Consider the following 19,767-nt stretch of genomic DNA (forward strand, 5'->3'; position numbering starts at 1 on the left):
TGCGCAGTCAGATCAAGGCATGAATTCCGGCCACCACTTCGCCCCTGAGCAGATCGAGTGTTTGCCGGTCCGGAGTTTTTTCATTCAGCACGCCCAGCACCGAGGCCTCGAGTTTTTCCACGCGAGGCGACAGGTCGAAGAGATAGCGCTTTCGCTTCGTCAGCTCGAAGAAGGATTCGACCTTCTTGTCCCAATTCATCCCAATGGACGGAATGTTCAGGCTGTAGGCCACGATGTTTGCATGCAGCCGATGCGCCACGATGCATGAACAGGCGCTGATCAGGGAAACCAGTTCATCGGGATGCCGCGGAACCAGGAAACTGGATTTCGGCGCATTCGATTCCGCAGAAATCTCGTTCAGGATCTTGTTGTCTTCAGAAGCACCATTGGTGAAATAGAGAACCCGCTTTCCCTCCGCCCGCAGCGATTCGGCGAGCGTCGAAAAGAACTTGGCCGACTCCGTCGAGTTGGCGTTCGCGTATTCGGAGTTCATGACCAGCGCGTCGAGGCTGCTCACGCAAATGCCGATATCCCAGTTCTTCTCCGGCGAGAGTTCTTCGGAGAACGCATCGGCGCAAACCAGCGCGGGATCGGGAACCACCCTGATGCTTCCCCTGGGAATTCCGAAATGCGTATGCAGGTTGTTTGCCGATTCCTTGTCACGCGTGGCGTAGAAAACCGGCCTTGCATTCCTGATGAAGCGCTTGACGAGAAACCGGCCCAGAAACGACCACCGCGCCGTGACCCCGACCGACACGACCACCACTCGCTTTCCGCGCAAAAGGCGGCTCAGCAGAAAAAGCTTGGCCGGGAAATTGAGCGCCACGTCGCAAAACAGCTGCCCGCCCCCAATGACGATCAGGTCGGCATCGCTGACCGCGGCTTTCCAGTTCTTTCGCCAGACGAGAAAGTAGCCCTTGAGGCAGTAAAGAAAAACGATCAGCGACCGAAGCAAAGAAGGAAGCTTTGCGAAAAGCCGGAAAGCGCCCCCGCCCCGCAGGTTTTCTTCTTCGAAGCCCACCCGGCCGGCAATGTCCAGAAACTCGACGGTGGCCCGCGGGTACTTCATCCCCGCGATATGGGCCAACGATGCTGCGATGACCCCGTCTCCCAGGTTGTCGCTGAAAGGCACCGCGCAAATCAGAATCTTTTTCATCTTCGAATCAGCGTCACCGAGAACCGTGGCCCACCGCCACCACCCAGATGGTCCTGATGAAAATGCCGATATCCCCGCCGACGGAAAGCGTCTCGACGTAGCTCACGTCCAGCGCCACGCGTTTCTTGTAGCTCAACTGATTGCGGCCGCTCACTTGCCACAGACCGGTGATTCCGGGCCGCACGGCGCAATAGAACGACCAGTCGGCGCCATAGAGCCCCTTCTGATCGAGCATGCATGGCCGGGGGCCGACCAGGCTCATGTCTCCTACCAGCACATTCCAGAACTGCGGCAATTCGTCCAGGCTGGTCTTGCGGATGAACTTGCCGAAGCGGGTGATGCGGGGATCGTTCTCGAGCTTTTGGTAGTCGTCCCATTGCTGGCGCGCCACCGGATCGTTCTTGAGGTGCTCCTCGAGGATCTGGGCGGAGTTGGGCAGCATGGAGCGGAACTTGTAGAACTTGAAGACGCGCCCTCCCCGTCCATAACGCGGCTGCGAATAAAGAACGGGAGCTCCGGAGCTCAGAAAAACGCCAATGGCGAGCAAAACATAAAGCCAGCCGAAAGCGGTAAAAAAGAAAAGAGATGCAGCAATATCCACCGCTCTTTTAGCGGCGCGCAGCATGGCGGGGTGATTGACCTTTTCCCACGCCGGGTCCGAATATTCGGTGTGCATTTCCTCGCTTCTGGGCGCGGTCAATTCCTCGGGACGGAAATTGGTCATAGGAATGCTCCGTTCTCACATTTGAAGCGGAGGCAAGTTTTTAGCTTAAGAACTCTCATTTCTGGAGCACCTTTCGTCTTACAAGCAAATGCTTGCCCCTCTCGGGTCGGTGATAAGTTGCGGCTCGGGCTCAGGCCCGATACGGGCCGGCCCGGGAGCCTGGGAGGGTGCTGCGCACAAAAACCATTGCGCAATCCCAGCGACTCAACCACGTAATACAAAAGAACGAAGTACTTAACCCTAGGCCTTTGTTATTAGCTTTTGAGCAAAGGCACCAAATTAGTGCTGCGAGTGATAAATTCCACACTCTGGCCTAATTTTCACAGATATCGTGTCGCCAACTAGGTGGTATCCCTGTTGTTTTTATATTTATAGTGTATGTAACGGTAACCGCCGTATTTGTAGCTACTGCTTCCCGCGTGGCGCCGCGATAAGTCCATAGCATTCAAAATAACGCCATTGGCCGTACAGCCCGCGTGCGCCAATCTCCGCACGCTCTCGTTCAATTCGCCCAACTGGGTTTTCTCGGCGCGGGCCACCAGCAGCAGCGAGCCCGCGAGCGGTGCTACCGAAGCCGTGTCGGCAGCCACCAACACCGGCGCCGTATCGATGATCACCAAGTCATAGCTTGGCGACAGTTTTTCCAAAAGTTGCGAAAACGAGTCGCTCAGGAGCAATTCGGCCGGGTTGGGCGGAAGCACCCCGGTCGTTATGACGTCCAGATTCGGCAGGACCGACGGGCGAATGGCTTTTTCGAGGCTCAATGTGCCCGCAATCAATTCGGATAAACCGGAAGATCGGGACATTGAGAAGAATTGATTAACCCGGCCCTTGCGCAAATCGGCGTCGACCAGGAGAACCTTTTTGCCCGACGCAGCAGTAATTGCCGCGAAATTGACGGAAACAAAAGTCTTCCCGACCCCGGGCGTTGCTCCCGAGATGAGCAGGCGGTTGTTGGGCGCCTCCAACATGGCGAACTGCAGGGCGGTTCGCAGGCTGCGCAGGCTCTCCACCGCCGGGTCTTCCGAATGCTGCAGCGCGAGGATGTGCAGGCCGGGCGCCCTGTTCTCGATGCTCCGGTCGATCATCCGCTGGGCGCCGCTCAGGGGAATGCTGCTGTAGACGCTGAGTCCCGTGTGCATTTCGATCTCGCTCGGATTGCGGATGCCGCCGAAGAACGAGTTTCGAGCGATGGCAGCGGCCACGCCGGCCATCAGCCCCAGCAGCAATGCGAGGGCGAGGATCAATGGCCTCTTGGGCCAGACGGGCTCCTCCGGAATGATGGCGTCGTCCAGCAGGCGCACGTTGCCGACCTTGCCTTCCTTGGCCAGCCGCATCTGCAGCGAGCTGTTGAGCAGCGACACATAGAGGTCGGTGTTGACCTTGATGTCGCGCTGCATCTGCACGGTGTTCTGCTGCAGCAGCGGCATCTTGCGGATGCGCGAATCGACCGAGGCGATTTCGCCCTTCCACGCCGAGATCTGCGTGTCCAGCGTCTGGATGCTCGGGTGCTTGTCCGTAAAGCGCGCGGAGAGCTCGCGCCGCTTCTGCTGCGCTTCGAGCAACCTGGATTGCAGATCGACCGTCTGCGTCAGGGCATTTTTTGCCTCGTCGTCCAGGCTGACGGTGCCGTTCTCGTTTCTGTAGCGGTTGTAGAGGTCTTCGGATTGCTCGAGCTGCTTCTTGAACTGGGGCAGCGCGGTATCAAGGAAGCCCAGTGTTTTCTCCGCCTCGGCAGCCTTGCGCTCGATGTTCTGGCGCACATAGAGGCGGCCGATCTCGTTGAGCAGCTGCGTGAGCTTTTCAGGGCTCGGATGCTTCCAGCTGACATCGATCACGCCGGACTGCTTGCCCTTTTCAACGACCTTGAGGCCGTCCTGCAGCGACAGCAGCGTCAACTGCTTCGAGAAACGGATCAGCCTGAACTGAGCGCCGGGCTTGGCGCTGACGGAGCTGACCAGGAGCCGCAAGCTGCCGCCTGGAAGATTCGCGACCAGCGGCGTTCCGATGACGCCCTTGAGGGGCGTTTCGATGCCGGGGTGGGCCAGCTCGTAGCGGTTGTCGGCTTGTACAGTCAGAGAGAACTGTTGCTCTTCGAGATCGGCGGGAACGTCGAACTGGGGAACGACGATCTTCTCCGTGCCGGTCACGTAGCCCGACAGGCCCATGAAGCCGGGGTTCGAAAGATCGGTGGCACGCCGCGAAAGCCAGCTGCCCACCACGGGTGCATAGCGGGGCTGCGCGCTGATGTAGAGCTTGGTGTTTTCCACCGCCTGCGCCAGGATGGCGCGCGACTTGATGATCTCGATTTCGCCCGCGGCGGGGGTCTTCACGCTCAGCAGCGAAGACGCTGCGTCGCCCAGGAAGCTGCCTGCCGAGTTGCCGGAGTCTTCCACCTGCACCGCCACGTTGGCTTCGTACATGGGCTTGCCGAAGAAGGCATAGGCAAAGCCGAGGAACAAGGCCGCCGCAGTGACGATGGCAATGAGCCAGCGGTTGTCGACGAGGATGTCGAGGTACTCGACGAGGTTGATTCCTTCGCCCTCTTCTTCCAGCGCTGGCATCGGCAGGGCGGCTTGCTGGGGTGCGTTCATGTCGATTGCTGCTCGGGTTTTGTAATTTTCAGAATGCGATCGATCCAGGTCCTGGCGCCCACGTCGATGAGGGCCAGGGCATGCTCGAAGGCCGCCTCGTCTTTCCGGTAGGGGTCGGGCACGTCCTGCTTGGCGGCCTCCGCGATGCGAAAGACCTTGCCGCGCACGAAGGGGTAGGTCGCCTCGAGGTAGCGGCGCTGCTCCATGTCCATCACCAGGATCAGGTCGGCCTGGCGGCACAGCAGCTGGCTCACCTGCTGCGCGACGTGGGCCGAGATGTCGATGCCGCGCTCTTGCATGAGCCTTTGCGCCATGGCATCGGCCGGCTTGCCCACGAGCGCGCCCGTACCGGCCGACACCACGCGAAGATGCGGCAGCCCGGCGGCCAGGAGGCCCTCCGCCATGGGGCTTCGGCAGATGTTGCCGATGCAGACGGTCAGGATGGATTTCATCTGTGGCGGCTCCAGACCTCGTCGCCGGCATTGATGACTTGCGCCGCCGGCAGGATCAGGCTCGCCAGGCGGTTCCAGGTCACGAGCGGCACGGAATCGATGTAGACCACGTCGCGCGGCTGCAGCGGGAAGCGCTCGGCCAGTGCCAGCGCGGCCGGGTTCTTCGCGTTCAGGTGGAAGATGGCCGGCAGGCCCCTGGCGTTGTTGCGAATGACGTAGACCTGCCCGGTGTTGGCGGAAGCCAGGTTGGGCCCTCCGGCCTCGCCGAGCGCTTCGTTCAGGCTGAGCCGCCCGTTGTGCATGAGCAGCGCCGAGGGACGCGAGATTTCGCCCATCACGAACACCTTGCTCTCGTCGCGGTGCCGCACCTGGATCACGTCGCCGTTGCGCAACGGAATCTGGCTGGCATCGGCGCCCAGGTCCTGGAGGTTCGTCAGGTTGATGAGCGTCGATTTGCCGCCGCGCTGCAGCGTGACCAGCGAACGGTCGCCGTTCGCGGTGATGCCGCCGGCGCGGCTGATGGCTTCGGCCAGCGTCATCGGCACGTCGGTGAAGATCTGCAGCCCCGGGGTCCGCACCTCGCCTTCAACGAAGGCGCGGCGGCTTCTGAAGGACTGGATGCGCACGGTCACCTGCGGATCGCGGATGTAGGCCGCAATGCGCTTCGCGATGAGATCGGAAGCCTCGATTTCGGTCAGCCCCTGGAGCTTGACGCGCCCGATGTAGGGAAAGGTGATCTGCCCGTCGGCACCGACGATGAAGCCGGGCGCCACGCTGATGCCGGTCGGGTCGGCCTGCTGCGTAATGACCGCGCCCGCGTTGGGCAGCAGCTCCGGATGGTCGTACACGATCACGCCCACGACGTCGCCCGGCCCGATGGTGTAGACCGGCGCCTCGCCGAATAGCGCCTTCACGTCGGACGGAACGGCCGTGGGCTGGGCCTCGGCCATTGCGCGGATGAGCGCAGGCGAAATCGAGGTAATTACCCCATCCGGTGCGCCGTCGGCCGGCAGGTATTGGAACTCCGGGGGCAGGCTCTGGTCGGCCTCGTAGGCGGATACAGAACTGAAACCCGGTGCGCAACCCTGCAGCAATAACGCGCCGACTAGGGCAAAACCCCACCCTGACAGGTGCACGTAGCGTGTCAAATTGATCCCCATTGCACAAATTGGTTTTTTCGACATTCCGTGATTCATATGCAAGGCCCGAGCCCAATCCGCATTTGGCCTCGACCTTTTTGTCACGGTTCGTGAAAGCGAGCCTTCGCGCTGTCGCCAGGCGCGCCGGCCGAATTGTCGCTGCCCGCGCATCGCCCGTTTTCCGTTGAATAGACGAAAAAAATGTGTCTATCTGTCGAATATCCCGAGGCTGCGCAGGGGAATGCTTGATCGCATTGCCGAGAGGCCGGTTTTCATTGGGGAATGAAGACCTTCGATGGACATGCAAAGCCGCCGCGAGCGGTTTGCAACTGTGAACTATCAATTAACCCGCTGGAGGGATCAATTGTCTCATCCAAACGACAATTGGCCCGTATTGGCCAGTCGTCTAAAAGGTTTGCTCTTTTGTAAGCACCTGTGAATTGCCGGTGGGTGTACGGGCGGGGTGGCGGCCGTGCAGAAGATCGCTGCGCCTGTATGGGCGCTCGATGCCCGCCATCCAGGCGGCCACGGATTCCAGCGCGTACTGAGTGGGTGCGGGCCGCCCCACGACGACGAAAAGCAACAGCGGCACCACGACACCCGCCGCCAGCCAGCGGGGCGTTCGCAGCGACACGATGGGCAGCCTGTTGCGCTGCAGCCAGAGAAAGCTGGCACTCACAACCGTGCCGAGCGCAACGCCTGTCACGACCTCTGCGGTGGAGTGCACTTCAAGCGCCAGCCGCGATACCCCGACTGCGACGCCCCACGCCCACCCCGCAATGGCCGCAGCAATGCGCAAGAATGGTGCAAACCGCAGCGCCGCAAGCCAAAAGACGACCGTCCAGACGCTGGTTGCCAATGCGGTGTGCCCACTGAAGCCGGTGAAATCGAAGCGGGCGCTGCCGATTCCCCAACCCAGAAAAGCCAGCTTGGACAGCATCACGGCAAGGCCGCATCCGCCGAATAGGAGCGCCCAATGCACCGCGGCCGGGCGCGTGCCGCGGTCGACCGCCAGCCAAATTGCGATCCACAATGCGGCGGGCAATAGAAAGCCGCTGTCACCGAGCCCGGTGACCATTAACCAGAAACTATTCATTGATTTAAAATGGAATTGCGCCTTTTCGGTGCGGGGCCGGGCATTGAATCGTTATTATTAAAGCCGGCCGCCCGCCCGGAACTCTTTCGAACTACAGCCATGTGTCGGTCCGGTTCAGGGCGCGCGGATTATTCCACAGGCATACTCCCGCCATCTTCAACACCTGTGCACCCGGCACATCGCAATCATGAGCATCCTCAGTGAATTCAAGGAATTTGCCGTCAAGGGCAATGTCGTCGATCTCGCGGTGGGCGTGATCATCGGCGCGGCGTTCGGGAAGATCGTCGACTCGCTCGTCGGCGACATCATCATGCCGGTGGTCGGGCTGGTGTTCGGCAAGCTCGATTTTTCCAATCTGTACCTGGTGCTGGGTTCCGTGCCGGCGGGCGTGGCCAACAACCTCGCCGACCTGAAGAAGGCCGGCGTACCGGTGCTGGCCTATGGCAACTTCATCACCATCGCGGTCAACTTCGTCATTCTTGCCTTCATCATCTTCATGATGGTCAAGCAGATCAACAAGCTGCGCAAGGTCCATGCCGAGGCGCCCGCGGCCCCGGTGGCCCCGCCGGAAGACATTGCGCTGCTGCGCGAGATTCGCGACAGCCTGAAGAATCGCCCCTAGGCGCCCGTCAGCGTCTTGGCCATGCGCAGCGCCTCGACGAGGCTCGAGGCGTCGGCCAGGCCCTTGCCCGCAATGTCGAACGCGGTGCCGTGGTCCGGGCTGGTGCGCACCAGCGGCAGGCCCAGCGTTACGTTCACGCCCTTTTCCACGCCCAGGTACTTGACCGGAATCAGCCCCTGGTCGTGGTACATCGCCACCACCACATCGAATTCGCCGCTCCCGGGTACGCCCGCCTTGGCCCTCGCACGCATGAAGACGGTGTCGGGCGCATGCGGACCGCCGGCGTCGATGCCCTCGGCGCGCGCCGCCGCAATGGCGGGCGCAATGATGTCGCGCTCTTCGCTACCGAAAAGGCCGCCCTCACCCGCATGCGGATTGAGACCGGCCACGCCGATGCGCGGCGCCCGCCCGAGCATGCGGTGCAAGGCACGGTGGGTGATGCGCAGCGTTTCCAGCACATTGCCGAAGCTCACCGCCGTAATGGCGTCGCGCAGCGACATGTGAATGCTGACAAGCACGGTGCGCAGGTCGTCGTTGGCCAGCATCATGCGCACCGGCATGCCGTCCACGGCAACGCCCGCATGGGCAGCGGCCTCGGCCTGCAGCAGCTCGGTATGCCCCGGATACGGAAAGCCCGCCGCTGCCAGCGCCTCCTTGTGCAGCGGTGCCGTCACGATGGCGGCGATGTCGCCCCGCAACGCGGCGCGCGCGGCCCAGACCACGCACTCTCCCGCCACGCGCCCGGCCTCGGCGCTGATCTGCCCGGGGACGATGTGCGCGGGTGGCGCCACCACCTGCAGCACGGGAATGCAGCCCGGCGGCATGGCGGCCGCCTCCGCCGCGTGCTCGATCTCCGCCACGGGCCATGCCGGCTGTCCGGGCTGCGCCAGGGCCTGGGACGCACGGCGCATGGTGCCCACGTCGCCGGCCACGAAGGCGCCGCGCGCGGCGTCGGGCGCCTGGCGGAAGGCCTTGACGATGATTTCCGGGCCGATGCCCGCGGGGTCGCCGAGCGTGACCGCCAAGGGAGCGCCGGCGGCAGCGGCAGGAGCCTTGCCGCCGTTCATGCGGGGTTGTCGATGTCGATGAACTCGTGCTTCAGGCCGAGCTGCGCCGCCACATGGGCCGCCACGGCCTGGGCGCCGTAGCGCTCGGTGGCATGGTGCCCGCAAGCCAGGAAGGCGACGCCCATCTCACGGGCGTAGTGGGCCTGGGGTTCGGAGATCTCGCCGGTGATGAACGCATCGGCGCCGGCGGCAATGGCGGCCTCGAAGTAGCCTTGCGCGCCGCCCGTGCACCAGGCGATGTTCTTGATGGCTTTGTGGGCGGTATCCACCAGCGTGACGGGCCGCTTGAGAACCTTTTCGGCGTGGGCTGCCAGCTCCTTGGCGCTGGCAAAGCTCTCGCCGTTTTCGCGCCCGCCCAGAAAGCCGAGTTCCTGCTCGCCAAAGCGACCGGTGGAGCCGGCATGCGCCAGCAGGCCGAGCTGAAGGCCCAGCTGGGCGTTGTTGCCGAGCTCGGGATGCGCGTCGAGCGGGAGGTGATACGCAAAGAGATTGACGTCATCGCCGAGCAACAGGCCCAGGCGCTGCTTCATCCAACCGGTAACGCAGCTGTCCTGGCCGCGCCAGAACAGGCCGTGGTGAACGAAGATGGCGTCGGCCTCGGCGTGAATGGCGGCTTCTATCAGCGCACGGCTCGCGGTTACGCCGGAGACGATCTTCCGCACCACGGTGCGGCCTTCGACCTGCAGGCCATTCGGTCCGTAGTCCTTGAAGCGCGAAGGCGCAAGAAGCAGGTCGAAGGCGTGCAGCAGTTCGTGGCGGGTGGTGCTCATCGCGACATTGTCGCGCTCCCGCCTCCATCGCGCATGGCATGGCCGCGTGCCGCCAGGGGCCACAGCGCCAGCAGGAAACCCAGCCCGGCCAGCACTGCAACGTAATGCGCCGGCGCCATGGTGTCGTGCTGGAGCCAGACGGTCAGGATCACGGGCGTCAGCCCGCCGAACACCGCATACGACATGTTGTAGGCAAACGAAAGGCCGGTGAAGCGCACCGGGGCCGGGAACGCGCGCACGCCGGCAATCGGCACCGTGGCAATGGTGCCCACGAAAAGGCCCACCAGGCCGTAATGCCAGAAGAGCGTGGCCGGCGTACCCGGCAGCCCCGTGTAGAACAGGTACGCGGTCGCGAACAATCCGCCCCAGCCGATCAGCATGACGGCGCGCGTGCCGATGCGGTCGCATGCCCAGCCGACCAGTACGCAGCCGATGGTCAGGGTCAGCGTGGCCAGCGCATTGGCTTCGAGGGCCAGCGCGGCCGGAATGTGATGCACCTTCTGCAGGTAGGTGGGCGTGTACAGCACCACCACGACGATAGCGGCCGACAGCACCCAGGTCAGCAGGCCCACATAGATGCTTGCGGCGCGATGCTCGCGCAGCACCGTGCGCAGCGGCAGCTCGCGCGCGACGGTCTTGCGGTCCGCCAGTTCCTTGAAGACAGGTGTCTCGTGCAGGAATCGGCGCAGGTACACGGAAACGAGCCCGAACGCGCCGCCCAGCACAAAGGGAATGCGCCAGGCAAAGTCGCTCACCTCGGCCGGCAGGTAGTAGCGGTTGATGCCCACCGCAACGAGCGAGCCGAGCAGGATGCCGCCGGTGATGCCCGAGGTCAGCGTGCCGATGCCGAAGCCATAGCGCTGCGCCGGCACGTGCTCGCCGACGAACACCCACGCGCCGGGCATTTCGCCGCCGATGGCCGCGCCCTGCAGGACGCGCATGGCCAGCAGCAGCAAGGGTGCGGCAATGCCGATGCTGGCGTAGGTGGGCAGCAGGCCGATGACCAGCGTGGGCGCCGCCATCAGGAAGATCGACAGCGTGAACATGCGCTTGCGGCCGAGCAGGTCGCCGAAATGCGCAATGACGATGCCGCCCACCGGCCGGGCCAGGTAGCCGGCGGCAAAGATGCCGAAGGTCTGCAGTTGCCGCAGCCAGTCGGGCATGTCCGCCGGAAAGAAAAGCGCACCCAGCACAGTGGCAAAGAAAACGTAGATGACGAAGTCGTAGAACTCCAGCGTTCCGCCAAGGGCGGACAGGGCAAGGGTCTTGTAGTCGCGGGAATCGAGCGTGCGGGCCGAAAGCGGCCGGGCGCCGTCCGGAGAAGCGTCCGGGGAAACGTCCGGAGAAAGGGCTTGAGAAGTCATGGCTGGCAGGGAAGTCGTTGCCGCACGCAGGACCGCCAGGGGATTGAAAGCGGAAAGGCAGCGCGCCGGCGAAACACCTGGCCGCGTGCGCCGGGTGGGCGTTGCGGAAGGCCGGAGTCCGGAGCCGTGTGGGCTCGCTTCGCGATGCTAAGGGTTATCCCGTATTGGCGCCTGAGGCCTGCGCCAATCTCGACCGGCCGGCGCGGTTTTCCGGCGGCCGGGGGTTGAGGGACAATCGAGCCGTAGCGCCGCACCGGACGGCGTGCTTACCCGCTGACAAACTTCATGAAACGCACCTGGCTGCTCTTTGCCCAAGCCGTGACCGTCCTCCTGGCGGCCTACTTCGTTGTTGCGACCCTCAAGCCCGAGTGGATCAACCGGCGCTCCACCTCGCTCGGCGGCGTGGTCTCGATCGTCGAGGCGCCGGCTGGTGCGCCCGCGGTGGCGCCTGCCGGCAGCCTGAGCGCGGCCGCCAAGAAGGCTTCTCCGGCGGTGGTGAGCATCAACACCAGCAAGGCGGCGCAGCGCCATCCGCGCAGCAACGACCCGTGGTTCCGGTTCTTCTTCGGCGACCAGGGCGACCAGCCCCAGGTGGGCCTGGGCAGCGGCGTGATCGTGAGCTCGGAGGGCTACATCCTCACCAACAACCACGTGGTCGAAGGCGCGGACGAGATCGAGATCACGCTCAACGACAGCCGCCACACGCGCGCCAAGGTGATCGGCACCGACCCGGACACCGACCTTGCCGTGCTCAAGATCGAAATGGACAAGCTGCCCGCCATCGTGCTGGGCAACTCGGACGATCTGCAGGTGGGCGACCAGGTGCTGGCCATCGGCAACCCCTTCGGCGTGGGCCAGACGGTGACCAGCGGCATCGTCTCGGCGCTGGGGCGCAACCAGCTCGGCATCAACAACTTCGAGAACTTCATCCAGACCGACGCGGCCATCAACCCCGGCAATTCGGGCGGCGCGCTGATCGACGTCAACGGCAACCTGCAGGGCGTCAACACCGCCATCTATTCGCGCTCGGGCGGCAGCATGGGCATCGGCTTCGCCATTCCGGTGTCCATGGCGAAGATCGTGCTCGAAGGCATCGTGAAGGAAGGCCAGGTGCGCCGCGGCTGGATCGGCGTCGAACCGAACGAGCTCTCGCCCGAATTGGCTGAAACCTTCGGCGTGAAGGCCGATACCGGCGTCATCATCACCGGCGTGCTCCAGAACGGGCCCGCGGCCAAGGCGGGCATCCGCCCTGGCGACGTGATCACTTCGGTCGGAGAAAAGAAGACCGACAACGTGCAGGCCCTGCTGACCGCCGTGGCCGGCCTGAAGCCGGGCAGCACCGCACGCTTTGCGCTGCAGCGCGGCACCGACAAGATGGAACTGGACGTGACGCCGGGCCTGCGGCCCAAGAGCCCCGTTCGGCAGGTGCCCAACCAGCCCGAGTAGCCGCCGAGGCGTTGAGGCGCCGGGCCGGGTAGCGATTGCTCAGGAAGAGGCCGAGGAATCGGCGCTTTCTTCCTCTTCGGACGGCTTCTTGGTGCCCATTGCAAAGTAGCGCGCACCGATGATGCCGACCTCGTAGAGCAGGCACATCGGCACGGCCAGCGCGAGCTGCGACACCACGTCAGGCGGCGTAAGCACTGCGGCAATGACAAAGGCCACCACGATGAAGTAGCCGCGGAACGAGCGCAGCTTTTCGATGGTCACCATCTCGAACTTCACCAGCAGCATCACCACGATCGGCACCTGGAACGCCACGCCGAACGCGATGTACAGCGAGAGAATGGCCTCGACATAAGACGAGATGTCAGGCGTGGCATTCACGCTCGGCGGCGTGAATTGCTGAATGAAGCCGAACATCTTGTCCAGCACGAAGAACTGCACAAAGGCAATGCCGACATAGGCCAGCAGGCTGCCGAACAAGATCAGCGGCAGCGCGAATTTCTTTTCATGGCTATAGAGCCCCGGCGCCACGAACATCCAGGCCTGGTACATGAGCCAAGGCAGCGCCAGCAGCACGGCCGTCATCATCAGCACCTTGAGCGGCACGAAGAAGGGCGAGAACACGCCCACCGCGATGAGCTTGGCGCCCGGCGGCATGTGGGCCTGGATCGGCATGGCGATAAGGTCGATCAGCCCGGCCGGCCCTGGCCAGATGGCCAGCAGCACGCCCGCGACCACCAAGCCGTAGACGCAGTAAAGCAGCCGGTCGCGGAGTTCGACCAGGTGCTGCACGAACGGCTGTTCGGTGCCCGCCAATTCGTCTTCTGCGTCTTTGTTCTTGTTGTCGGAATCGGCCATTGGAAGGAAAAAAGAGCAGGAGAAAGCGTGGCTTCGGCCGGCGTGCGGCGCACGAGGAACGCGGTTGTAAAAGCCGCTAGTTGATCTTGTGGGGACGGAAACGGGCAACGCGGGCGGCACCCGACAGCGCCTTGGTGCGCACGCCGTTGCGGGCCTTGTACCACTGCGGCGTGGCGCCCTGCTTCAGGCGCCAGTTCTTGCGCGGGTGCCTGTACTCCGGCACCGAAGGCTCCGGTTCGGCCAGCGCCGAAAGGGTTTCGCCCGAGCCGGAGAACTGCTTTTCGAGATCGGTCGCGCCCGTCTGGATGCTGTGCTCGACGTCGCGCGCCGCATCCTCCACGGTGGTTTTCATCTTGCGCAGCTCTTCGAGTTCCATCGAGCGATTGACCTCGGCCTTGACGTCGTTCACATAGCGCTGCGCCTTGCCCAGCAGGGTGCCGACGGTGCGCGCCACCCTGGGCAGCTTTTCGGGCCCGATGACGATCAGCGCCACGACGCCGATCAGCGCCAGCTTCTCAATACCGAGGTCGAGCACTTAGAACCCGCGCTCAGGACTTCTGACGCGCTTCGACGTCGATCGCCGACTTGTCGCTGTTGGCCGGCTGGCCGGTCACTTGGGCGGCAGGGGCCGACGAAGCGGGTGCGTCCGCAGTGGTGCCGCCCTCTTTCATGCCGTCCTTGAAACCCTTGACGGCGCCGCCCAGGTCGGAACCCATGTTCCGCAGCTTCTTGGTGCCGAAGATCATGACCACGACGAGCAGCACGATCAGCCAGTGCCAGATTGAAAATGAACCCATGGAAGACTCCTAAGAATGTGTCCGATTTTAGTCGGGCGAAATGTGACAGTTTGGCCTAATGTTCAGCCGCGAAGCCATGGGCGGGGACCGCCCATGACATGGACATGGAGATGGTGCACCTCCTGCCCGCCCTCGGCGCCCGTATTGATGACGACGCGCCAGCCGCCCTCCGGATAGGGCCTGCAGCCCTGCTCCACCGCCAGCTTGGGGGCCAGCGTCATGATCTTGCCCATGAGCGCGGCGTCGTCGGGCGTGAGCTGCGCCATCGAGGCGATGTGCTTCTTGGGCACCAGCATGAAATGCACCGGCGCCCAAGGCGCGATGTCGTGAAAACCGAACAGTTCGTCGTCTTCGTAGACCTTGCGCGAGGGGATCTTGCCTTCGATGATTTTGCAGAAGACGCAGTTCGGATCAGATGACATCTTTGGGTTCCATGGGACGGTTGTCGTTCATGCGGATCATGCCTTTCACGATCCGGTAGAGGAACCACAGCGAAATCAGGCTCCAGGCAATCCAGCCCGGCACCAGAAACAGCAGCCAGAGCCACGACGTAACCACGTACAGCAGGCCGGCCCACACCACCGACCGGATGCGCCAGCTGAAATGCGAAGCCTGCCAGGTGCCCGCCGCGTTGTCGCGCTTGACGAAGTCGATCACCAGCGCCACCAGCAAGAGCGCCACCGAAGCCTGGGCGCCGGGCAATACAGCGCAAATGGCCACGATGAGGTGCAGGATATAGCTGACCCAGCCCCAGGTCTTGAGGGAGTCGTCGGGTTCCACGTTCACGATGTCGTTGGCCATTGGCGATGTCCTTTCAATCGTTGGATGCCTCGCGGGCCTGCGCCTTGCGCAGGGCTTTTTCCTCGATGCCGCTGGTGCCCTCGCGGCGCTCGAGCTCCGCAATAACCTCGCCGGGCGACAAACCGTAGTGCGCCAGCGCCACCATGGTGTGGAACCACAAATCGGCCACTTCGTTCACTATTTTCGTGCGGTCGCCGCCATGGTCGGCGTCCTTGGCCGCCATGACGACCTCGGTGGCTTCCTCGCCGATCTTCTTGAGGAAGGCATCGGGGCCCTTGTGCAGCAGGCGCGCCACGTAGCTCTTCTCCGGGTCGCCGCCGTGCGCGGGCAGGCGGCTTTCGATGACGGCGGCAAGGCGCGCAAGGGCGTCGGAGGTGTTCACTGTGGCCGTCATTTGTAGATCGACTCCGGGTCTTTCAAGACCGGGTCCACGGCGGTCCATTGGCCGTTTTCGTATTTGCTGAAGAAGCAGCTGTGGCGCCCGGTATGGCAGGCAATGCCGGGCTCGTGGCCGAGCTGGGTGACCTTGAGCAGCACCACGTCGTTGTCGCAGTCGAGGCGGATTTCATGCACCGTCTGCACATGGCCCGACTCTTCGCCCTTGAACCAGAGCTTGTTGCGCGAGCGGCTGAAATACACGGCGCGGCCCAGCTCGGCGGTCTTTTCGAGCGCCTCGCGGTTCATCCAGGCGAACATCAGCACGTCGTTGCTGCCCTGTTCCTGCGCGATCACGGGCACCAGGCCGTTCGCGTCCCATTTCACTTCGTCAAGCCAATTCATGAAGGGTATTGTCCCACCCCCGAGCGGCGCTGAAGCGGGTCACGTGCGCACGGGAATGCCCCGCGCGGCCATGCGGGCTTTCGCCTCGCCCACGGTGTGCTCGCCGTAGTGGAAGATGCTGGCGGCCAGCACCGCGTCGGCGCCGCCGGTCTGGATGCCGTCGGCCAGGTCGTCGAGGTTGCCCACGCCGCCCGATGCGATGACCGGCACGTTCACGGCGTCGCTCACCGCGCGGGTGAGCTCAAGATCGAAGCCGCTCTTGGTGCCGTCGCGGTCCATGCTCGTGAGCAGGATTTCGCCGGCGCCCCGGCGCACCATCTCGGTCGCCCATTCGACGGCGTCCAGGCCGGTGTTCTTGCGGCCGCCATGGCTGTACACGTCCCAGCCCGCGCCGCGGGTGGCGGCTTCCTCGGGGCTGCGGCGCTTGGCGTCGATGGCCACCACGATGCACTGCGAACCGTATTTCTGCGAGGCGTCGTTGATTACCTGCGGATCGGCAATGGCCGCCGAGTTGAAGCTGGTCTTGTCGGCGCCCGCGTTGAGCAGCCGGCGCACGTCGGCCACGGTGCGCACGCCGCCGCCAACGGTCAACGGAATGAAGACCTGCGAGGCCACCGCCTCGATGATCGGCAGGATCAGGTCGCGGCCATCGCTGGTGGCCGTGATGTCGAGAAAAGTGAGTTCGTCGGCGCCCTGCGCGTTGTAGCGCGCGGCAATCTCGACCGGATCGCCCGCATCGCGCAGTTCGAGAAAGTTGACGCCCTTGACCACGCGGCCGCCGGTAACGTCGAGACAGGGAATGATGCGTTTTGCGAGCATGGTGGGTCGAGAGGAAAAGTCAGAGAACGCGAAGCTGCTGCCAGCCCTGCCACTGGGCACCGGGCAAGAGCAGCACCTGCTCGTCGATGCGCGCGGCTTCCACGCACAGCATGTGCCGGTAGCCGTCTTCAGGCATGTCGGCGAGTTTCGCACCAAGCACCGCTCCCGGGTTCCACACCACGGTTTCGCTGCAACTCGCGCTTTGCGTGATTTCGAGCGTGCCGCTGGGCTGCACCAGGCGCAGCGGCTTGGCGGGCGCGGCATAGACGCTGTCGAACTCCGCATCGAAATGCAGTGCGGGCGCGGTTTCCACATGGCGGTCGTCGCGCAGCGAATCCCAACGGTTGGCGCCTTCCAGCCCCTCCAGACGCACATCGGCAATGTCGTCGACGCGCAGGTAGGTGTGCAGCGCCGCGGCAAAGCTGAACGGCGCATGGTCTACATTGAGCAGCGTCAACGCGGCGCGTAGCCGTCCCGGGCCCATGCCGATCTGCAGGCGTGCCTCGAAAGCGTGCGGCCAAAGCTTGCGCGTGGCCTCGCTGTCGCGCAGCCGCAAGGTCAGTTCGCCCGATGCGGCGTCGATGCCACGGTTTTCCCAAGGCAGATTGCGCATGAAACCATGCTTGGGCAACATGCCGCGCTGGTTGAACTGGGGGCAGCAAATGGGTACCCCGCCGCGGATTGCGGCCGCTCCGTCGAACACGGCGCGCGGGCTCAGGTAGAGCCGTTCGACGCCATCCGCCGTGGTCCAGGAAAGCAGCTGCGCCCCGTGTAGAGACACGGTGAAAGCGCTGCCGTCGGCACCGCTGGCGCGAAGCGCCGGCTGGCCGCGAAACTCGATCGGATTGATGTCCATGCGGGAATTGTAGGCAGCGGAAATTCCCGCAGCCGAAAGCGGCAATGGAGACTTAAGACTTCATCGAAGCCGTGGTGCTGCTGGTTGCACGCAGGGGGCCTTCTTGGATACCCTTTTGCCGCCGCACAAAGAAGAGCCGCCGGCAGGTCCGCGCGCAACCTAAAACCATACCTACACATCGAAGAGAAACGCATGAAGAAAAAACTGCCGGCCGCCATCTGGATCCTCATCGCCATGGTGCTCGGCATTTTTGTCGGCTACATGATCTTCACGAGCTTTCCGGACAAGAAGGCGGCCGCGCAGATTGCAGGCTACGTGTCGATCGTGTCGGACGTATTTCTGCGCCTCATTAAGATGCTGATCGGCCCGCTCGTGTTCTCCACGCTGGTGGTGGGCATTGCGCACATGGGCGACGCCAAGTCGGTGGGCCGCGTGTTCGGCAAGTCGCTCGGCTGGTTCTTTACCGCTTCGCTCATTTCGCTGCTCATCGGCCTGGTGATGGCCAACCTTCTGAAACCGGGTGAGAACCTGGGCCTGCCGCTGCCGGACATCGGCGCCTCGGCCAACCTGGCCACCGCAAAGTTCACCCTCAAGGACTTCGTGAGCCACCTGGTGCCGAAGTCTTTCGCAGAGGCCATGGCCAACAACGAGATCCTGCAGATCGTGGTGTTCTCGATGTTCTTCGGCGTGGCGCTCGCTTCGCTCGGCGACAAGGCCAAGACGCTGGTGGCCGCCATCGACGAGCTCTCGCACGCGATGCTCAAGATCACCGGCTACGTGATGAAGCTGGCGCCCCTTGCGGTGCTGGCCGCCATGGCCGCCACCGTTGCCACGAACGGGCTGGGCATCCTGCTGAAGTTCGCCGTTTTCATGGGCGACTTCTACCTGGGCCTTTTCGTGCTGTGGGGCGTGCTGATTCTTGCGGGCGTGTCGTTCCTGGGCCGCCGGGTGTTCAAGCTGATGGCGCTCATCAAGGAAGCCTTTTTGCTGTCGTTCGCCACCGCCAGTTCGGAAGCGGCCTACCCGAAGATCCTGCAGGCGCTCGACCGTTTCGGCGTGAAGCGCAAGATCTCGAGCTTCGTGATGCCGATGGGCTACTCGTTCAACCTGGACGGCTCGATGATGTACTGCACCTTTGCCGTGCTCTTCATCGCGCAGGCCTACAACATCCACATGCCGCTGAGCACGCAGATCACCATGCTGCTCATCCTGATGCTCACCTCCAAGGGCATGGCCGGCGTGCCGCGCGCCTCGCTGGTGGTGATTGCCGCCACGCTCAACCACTTCGACATTCCCGAGGCCGGCCTGCTGCTGATCCTCGGCGTCGACACCTTCCTGGACATGGGGCGCTCCGCCACCAATGCCGTGGGCAATTCCATCGCCACCGCGGTGGTTGCCAAGTGGGAGGGGCAGCTGCTCTCCGAGAGCGACGCAGAGGTGAACGCCAAGGCGCTGGACGAGGAAGCTGCCGCCACCCTCGCCCATCCGGCCCACGCGTGAGGCTCGCCATGAAGCCCAGGCCCACGCTGCCGGTTTTGATTGCCGGCCTGCTGGCGGTTGTTGCTGTTGCCACGGGAGTCACCGCAACGGCGCAAGAAGCCCCCGCAATGCTGACCGGCACCCTTGCCAAGGTGCGCGAGAGCGGCGCCGTCGCCATCGGCTACCGCGAGTCGTCGGTGCCGTTTTCTTTTCTCAATGCACGCAACGAACCCATCGGCTATTCGATCGAACTTTGCCGCGAACTGGTCACGGCCATCGAGGATGCGGTGAACAAGAGCCTCGTGATCAAGTGGGTGCCGGTGACCTCCGATTCGCGCATGGATGCTGTCGAGCGCGGCACGGTCGATCTCGAATGCGGCTCGACCACCAGCAACCTCGAGCGGCAGAAGCGCGTGAGCTTCTCGCCCACGATCTTCGTCTCGGGCACCAAGGTGCTGGTGAAGAAGGGTTCGCAGATCAAGTCGTTCCGCGACCTGGCCGGCAAGCGGGTGGCCGTTACCGCGGGCACCACCAACGAGAAGACGCTGCGCGAGCTTTCGCAGAAGTTCAAGCTCGGCATCGACCTGCTGGTGGCGCGCGACCACGCCGATTCGTTCGGGCTGGTGAAAAGCGGCCAGGCCGACGCCTTTGCCACCGACGACGTGCTGCTCTACGGCCTGATCGCGCGCGAAGCCGCCAAGGCCCAGTACGAGGTGGTCGGCGACTATCTCTCCTACGACCCCTACGGCATCATGTACCGCAAGGGCGATGCGCAATTGGCCAAGGTGATCAACGACGCCTTCCAGGTGCTGGCGCAGGACGGCGAGATCGAGCGCCAGTACAAGCGCTGGTTCCTGCGCAAGCTGCCCACCGGAGAAAGCATCGACCTGCCGATGAGCGCGCAACTGCAGGCGATCATCCAGACGATGGCGGTCAAGGCCGAATAAGCC

The 19,767-nt window shown here is 63.6% G+C and carries 22 protein-coding genes; 4 read left to right on the forward strand and 18 right to left on the reverse strand.

The features are described 5' to 3' along the window. Positions 1–7: 7 nt before the first annotated feature. From V9L21_RS00240 to V9L21_RS00265, 6 genes are all read right to left on the reverse strand, one after another. Entirely contained in the window at positions 8–1,156 is a 1,149-nt protein-coding gene (locus V9L21_RS00240) for a polysaccharide pyruvyl transferase family protein (RefSeq protein WP_337308236.1), read from the reverse strand. Positions 1,157–1,169: 13 nt separating this feature from the next. Further along, positions 1,170–1,880, reverse strand: coding sequence for a sugar transferase (locus V9L21_RS00245; protein ID WP_337308237.1), 711 nt, complete (start codon positions 1,878–1,880; stop codon positions 1,170–1,172). 341 nt (positions 1,881–2,221) lie between these two features. Further along, a complete protein-coding gene (locus V9L21_RS00250; RefSeq protein ID WP_337308238.1) occupies positions 2,222–4,474 on the reverse strand; it encodes a polysaccharide biosynthesis tyrosine autokinase in 2,253 nt (750 codons plus the stop codon). After that, positions 4,471–4,926, reverse strand: a complete 456-nt coding sequence (locus V9L21_RS00255; RefSeq protein WP_337308239.1) for a low molecular weight protein-tyrosine-phosphatase — start codon at positions 4,924–4,926, stop codon at positions 4,471–4,473. The genes V9L21_RS00250 and V9L21_RS00255 overlap by 4 nt, the downstream gene beginning before the upstream one ends. Next, positions 4,923–6,086 (reverse strand): polysaccharide biosynthesis/export family protein, encoded by a 1,164-nt coding sequence (locus tag V9L21_RS00260; RefSeq protein ID WP_337308240.1) that lies wholly within the window; start codon positions 6,084–6,086, stop codon positions 4,923–4,925. Before V9L21_RS00260 ends, V9L21_RS00255 begins: the two co-directional genes overlap by 4 nt. A 385-nt stretch (positions 6,087–6,471) precedes the next feature. Beyond that, positions 6,472–7,161, reverse strand: a complete 690-nt coding sequence (locus V9L21_RS00265) for a phosphatase PAP2 family protein (protein WP_337308241.1) — start codon at positions 7,159–7,161, stop codon at positions 6,472–6,474. Positions 7,162–7,348: 187 nt separating this feature from the next. Here V9L21_RS00265 and mscL point away from each other — a divergent pair, with 187 nt between their 5' ends. Next, positions 7,349–7,783 carry a large conductance mechanosensitive channel protein MscL gene (gene mscL, locus V9L21_RS00270; RefSeq protein WP_337308242.1) on the forward strand — a complete coding sequence of 145 codons (435 nt, stop codon included), beginning with the start codon at positions 7,349–7,351 and terminating at the stop codon, positions 7,781–7,783. Here the strand turns inward: mscL and pdxA are convergent. Genes pdxA through V9L21_RS00285 form a run of 3 tightly spaced genes read right to left on the reverse strand, consistent with a single transcriptional unit; the run spans position 7,780 to position 10,984 of the window. Then, a complete protein-coding gene (gene pdxA, locus V9L21_RS00275) occupies positions 7,780–8,850 on the reverse strand; it encodes a 4-hydroxythreonine-4-phosphate dehydrogenase PdxA (RefSeq protein WP_337308243.1) in 1,071 nt (356 codons plus the stop codon). The genes mscL and pdxA overlap by 4 nt on opposite strands. Then, complete coding sequence (locus V9L21_RS00280) at positions 8,847–9,620, reverse strand: Nif3-like dinuclear metal center hexameric protein (protein ID WP_337308244.1); 774 nt, start codon at positions 9,618–9,620, stop codon at positions 8,847–8,849. The genes pdxA and V9L21_RS00280 overlap by 4 nt, the downstream gene beginning before the upstream one ends. Next, positions 9,617–10,984 (reverse strand): MFS transporter, encoded by a 1,368-nt coding sequence (locus tag V9L21_RS00285; protein ID WP_337308245.1) that lies wholly within the window; start codon positions 10,982–10,984, stop codon positions 9,617–9,619. The genes V9L21_RS00280 and V9L21_RS00285 overlap by 4 nt, the downstream gene beginning before the upstream one ends. 285 nt (positions 10,985–11,269) lie before the next feature. On the opposite strand from V9L21_RS00285, the gene V9L21_RS00290 reads away from it, so the two are divergent. Next, positions 11,270–12,430, forward strand: a complete 1,161-nt coding sequence (locus tag V9L21_RS00290; RefSeq protein WP_281149351.1) for a S1C family serine protease — start codon at positions 11,270–11,272, stop codon at positions 12,428–12,430. A gap of 39 nt (positions 12,431–12,469) precedes the next feature. Here the strand turns inward: V9L21_RS00290 and tatC are convergent, their stop codons facing one another. From tatC to V9L21_RS00335, 9 genes are all read right to left on the reverse strand, one after another. After that, positions 12,470–13,285 carry a twin-arginine translocase subunit TatC gene (gene tatC, locus V9L21_RS00295; RefSeq protein ID WP_258504424.1) on the reverse strand — a complete coding sequence of 272 codons (816 nt, stop codon included), beginning with the start codon at positions 13,283–13,285 and terminating at the stop codon, positions 12,470–12,472. A gap of 76 nt (positions 13,286–13,361) precedes the next feature. Then, entirely contained in the window at positions 13,362–13,820 is a 459-nt protein-coding gene (gene tatB / locus V9L21_RS00300) for a Sec-independent protein translocase protein TatB (protein WP_126745551.1), read from the reverse strand. Positions 13,821–13,833: 13 nt separating this feature from the next. Beyond that, on the reverse strand, positions 13,834–14,082 hold the full coding sequence (gene tatA, locus V9L21_RS00305) for a Sec-independent protein translocase subunit TatA (protein ID WP_337308246.1): 249 nt from the start codon (positions 14,080–14,082) through the stop codon (positions 13,834–13,836). 62 nt (positions 14,083–14,144) lie between these two features. Next, positions 14,145–14,504: a histidine triad nucleotide-binding protein gene (locus tag V9L21_RS00310; RefSeq protein WP_157612537.1), complete on the reverse strand. Its 360-nt coding sequence runs from the start codon at positions 14,502–14,504 to the stop codon at positions 14,145–14,147. Then, the gene (locus tag V9L21_RS00315) at positions 14,494–14,883 is read right to left on the reverse strand and encodes a DUF4870 family protein (protein WP_337308247.1); all 390 of its coding nucleotides are present in this window, start codon (positions 14,881–14,883) and stop codon (positions 14,494–14,496) included. The genes V9L21_RS00310 and V9L21_RS00315 overlap by 11 nt, the downstream gene beginning before the upstream one ends. Positions 14,884–14,896: 13 nt before the next feature. Beyond that, on the reverse strand, positions 14,897–15,277 hold the full coding sequence (locus V9L21_RS00320) for a phosphoribosyl-ATP diphosphatase (RefSeq protein ID WP_337308248.1): 381 nt from the start codon (positions 15,275–15,277) through the stop codon (positions 14,897–14,899). Then, positions 15,274–15,672 (reverse strand): phosphoribosyl-AMP cyclohydrolase, encoded by a 399-nt coding sequence (gene hisI / locus V9L21_RS00325; protein WP_337308830.1) that lies wholly within the window; start codon positions 15,670–15,672, stop codon positions 15,274–15,276. Before hisI ends, V9L21_RS00320 begins: the two co-directional genes overlap by 4 nt. A gap of 30 nt (positions 15,673–15,702) precedes the next feature. Further along, positions 15,703–16,482, reverse strand: coding sequence for an imidazole glycerol phosphate synthase subunit HisF (hisF, locus tag V9L21_RS00330; protein WP_126745545.1), 780 nt, complete (start codon positions 16,480–16,482; stop codon positions 15,703–15,705). 19 nt (positions 16,483–16,501) lie between these two features. Next, positions 16,502–17,338, reverse strand: coding sequence for a D-hexose-6-phosphate mutarotase (locus V9L21_RS00335; RefSeq protein ID WP_337308249.1), 837 nt, complete (start codon positions 17,336–17,338; stop codon positions 16,502–16,504). A 192-nt stretch (positions 17,339–17,530) separates the two neighbouring features. Between V9L21_RS00335 and V9L21_RS00340 the strand changes: the two genes are divergently transcribed. Both V9L21_RS00340 and V9L21_RS00345 read left to right on the forward strand, forming a co-directional pair. After that, positions 17,531–18,838, forward strand: a complete 1,308-nt coding sequence (locus V9L21_RS00340) for a dicarboxylate/amino acid:cation symporter (RefSeq protein ID WP_258504421.1) — start codon at positions 17,531–17,533, stop codon at positions 18,836–18,838. An 8-nt stretch (positions 18,839–18,846) separates the two neighbouring features. Beyond that, positions 18,847–19,764: an amino acid ABC transporter substrate-binding protein gene (locus V9L21_RS00345; RefSeq protein ID WP_337308250.1), complete on the forward strand. Its 918-nt coding sequence runs from the start codon at positions 18,847–18,849 to the stop codon at positions 19,762–19,764. Positions 19,765–19,767 lie beyond the last annotated feature (3 nt).

It is taken from the genome of Variovorax sp. CCNWLW235 (assembly GCF_037204085.1).
Lineage (GTDB): Bacteria > Pseudomonadota > Gammaproteobacteria > Burkholderiales > Burkholderiaceae_C > Variovorax.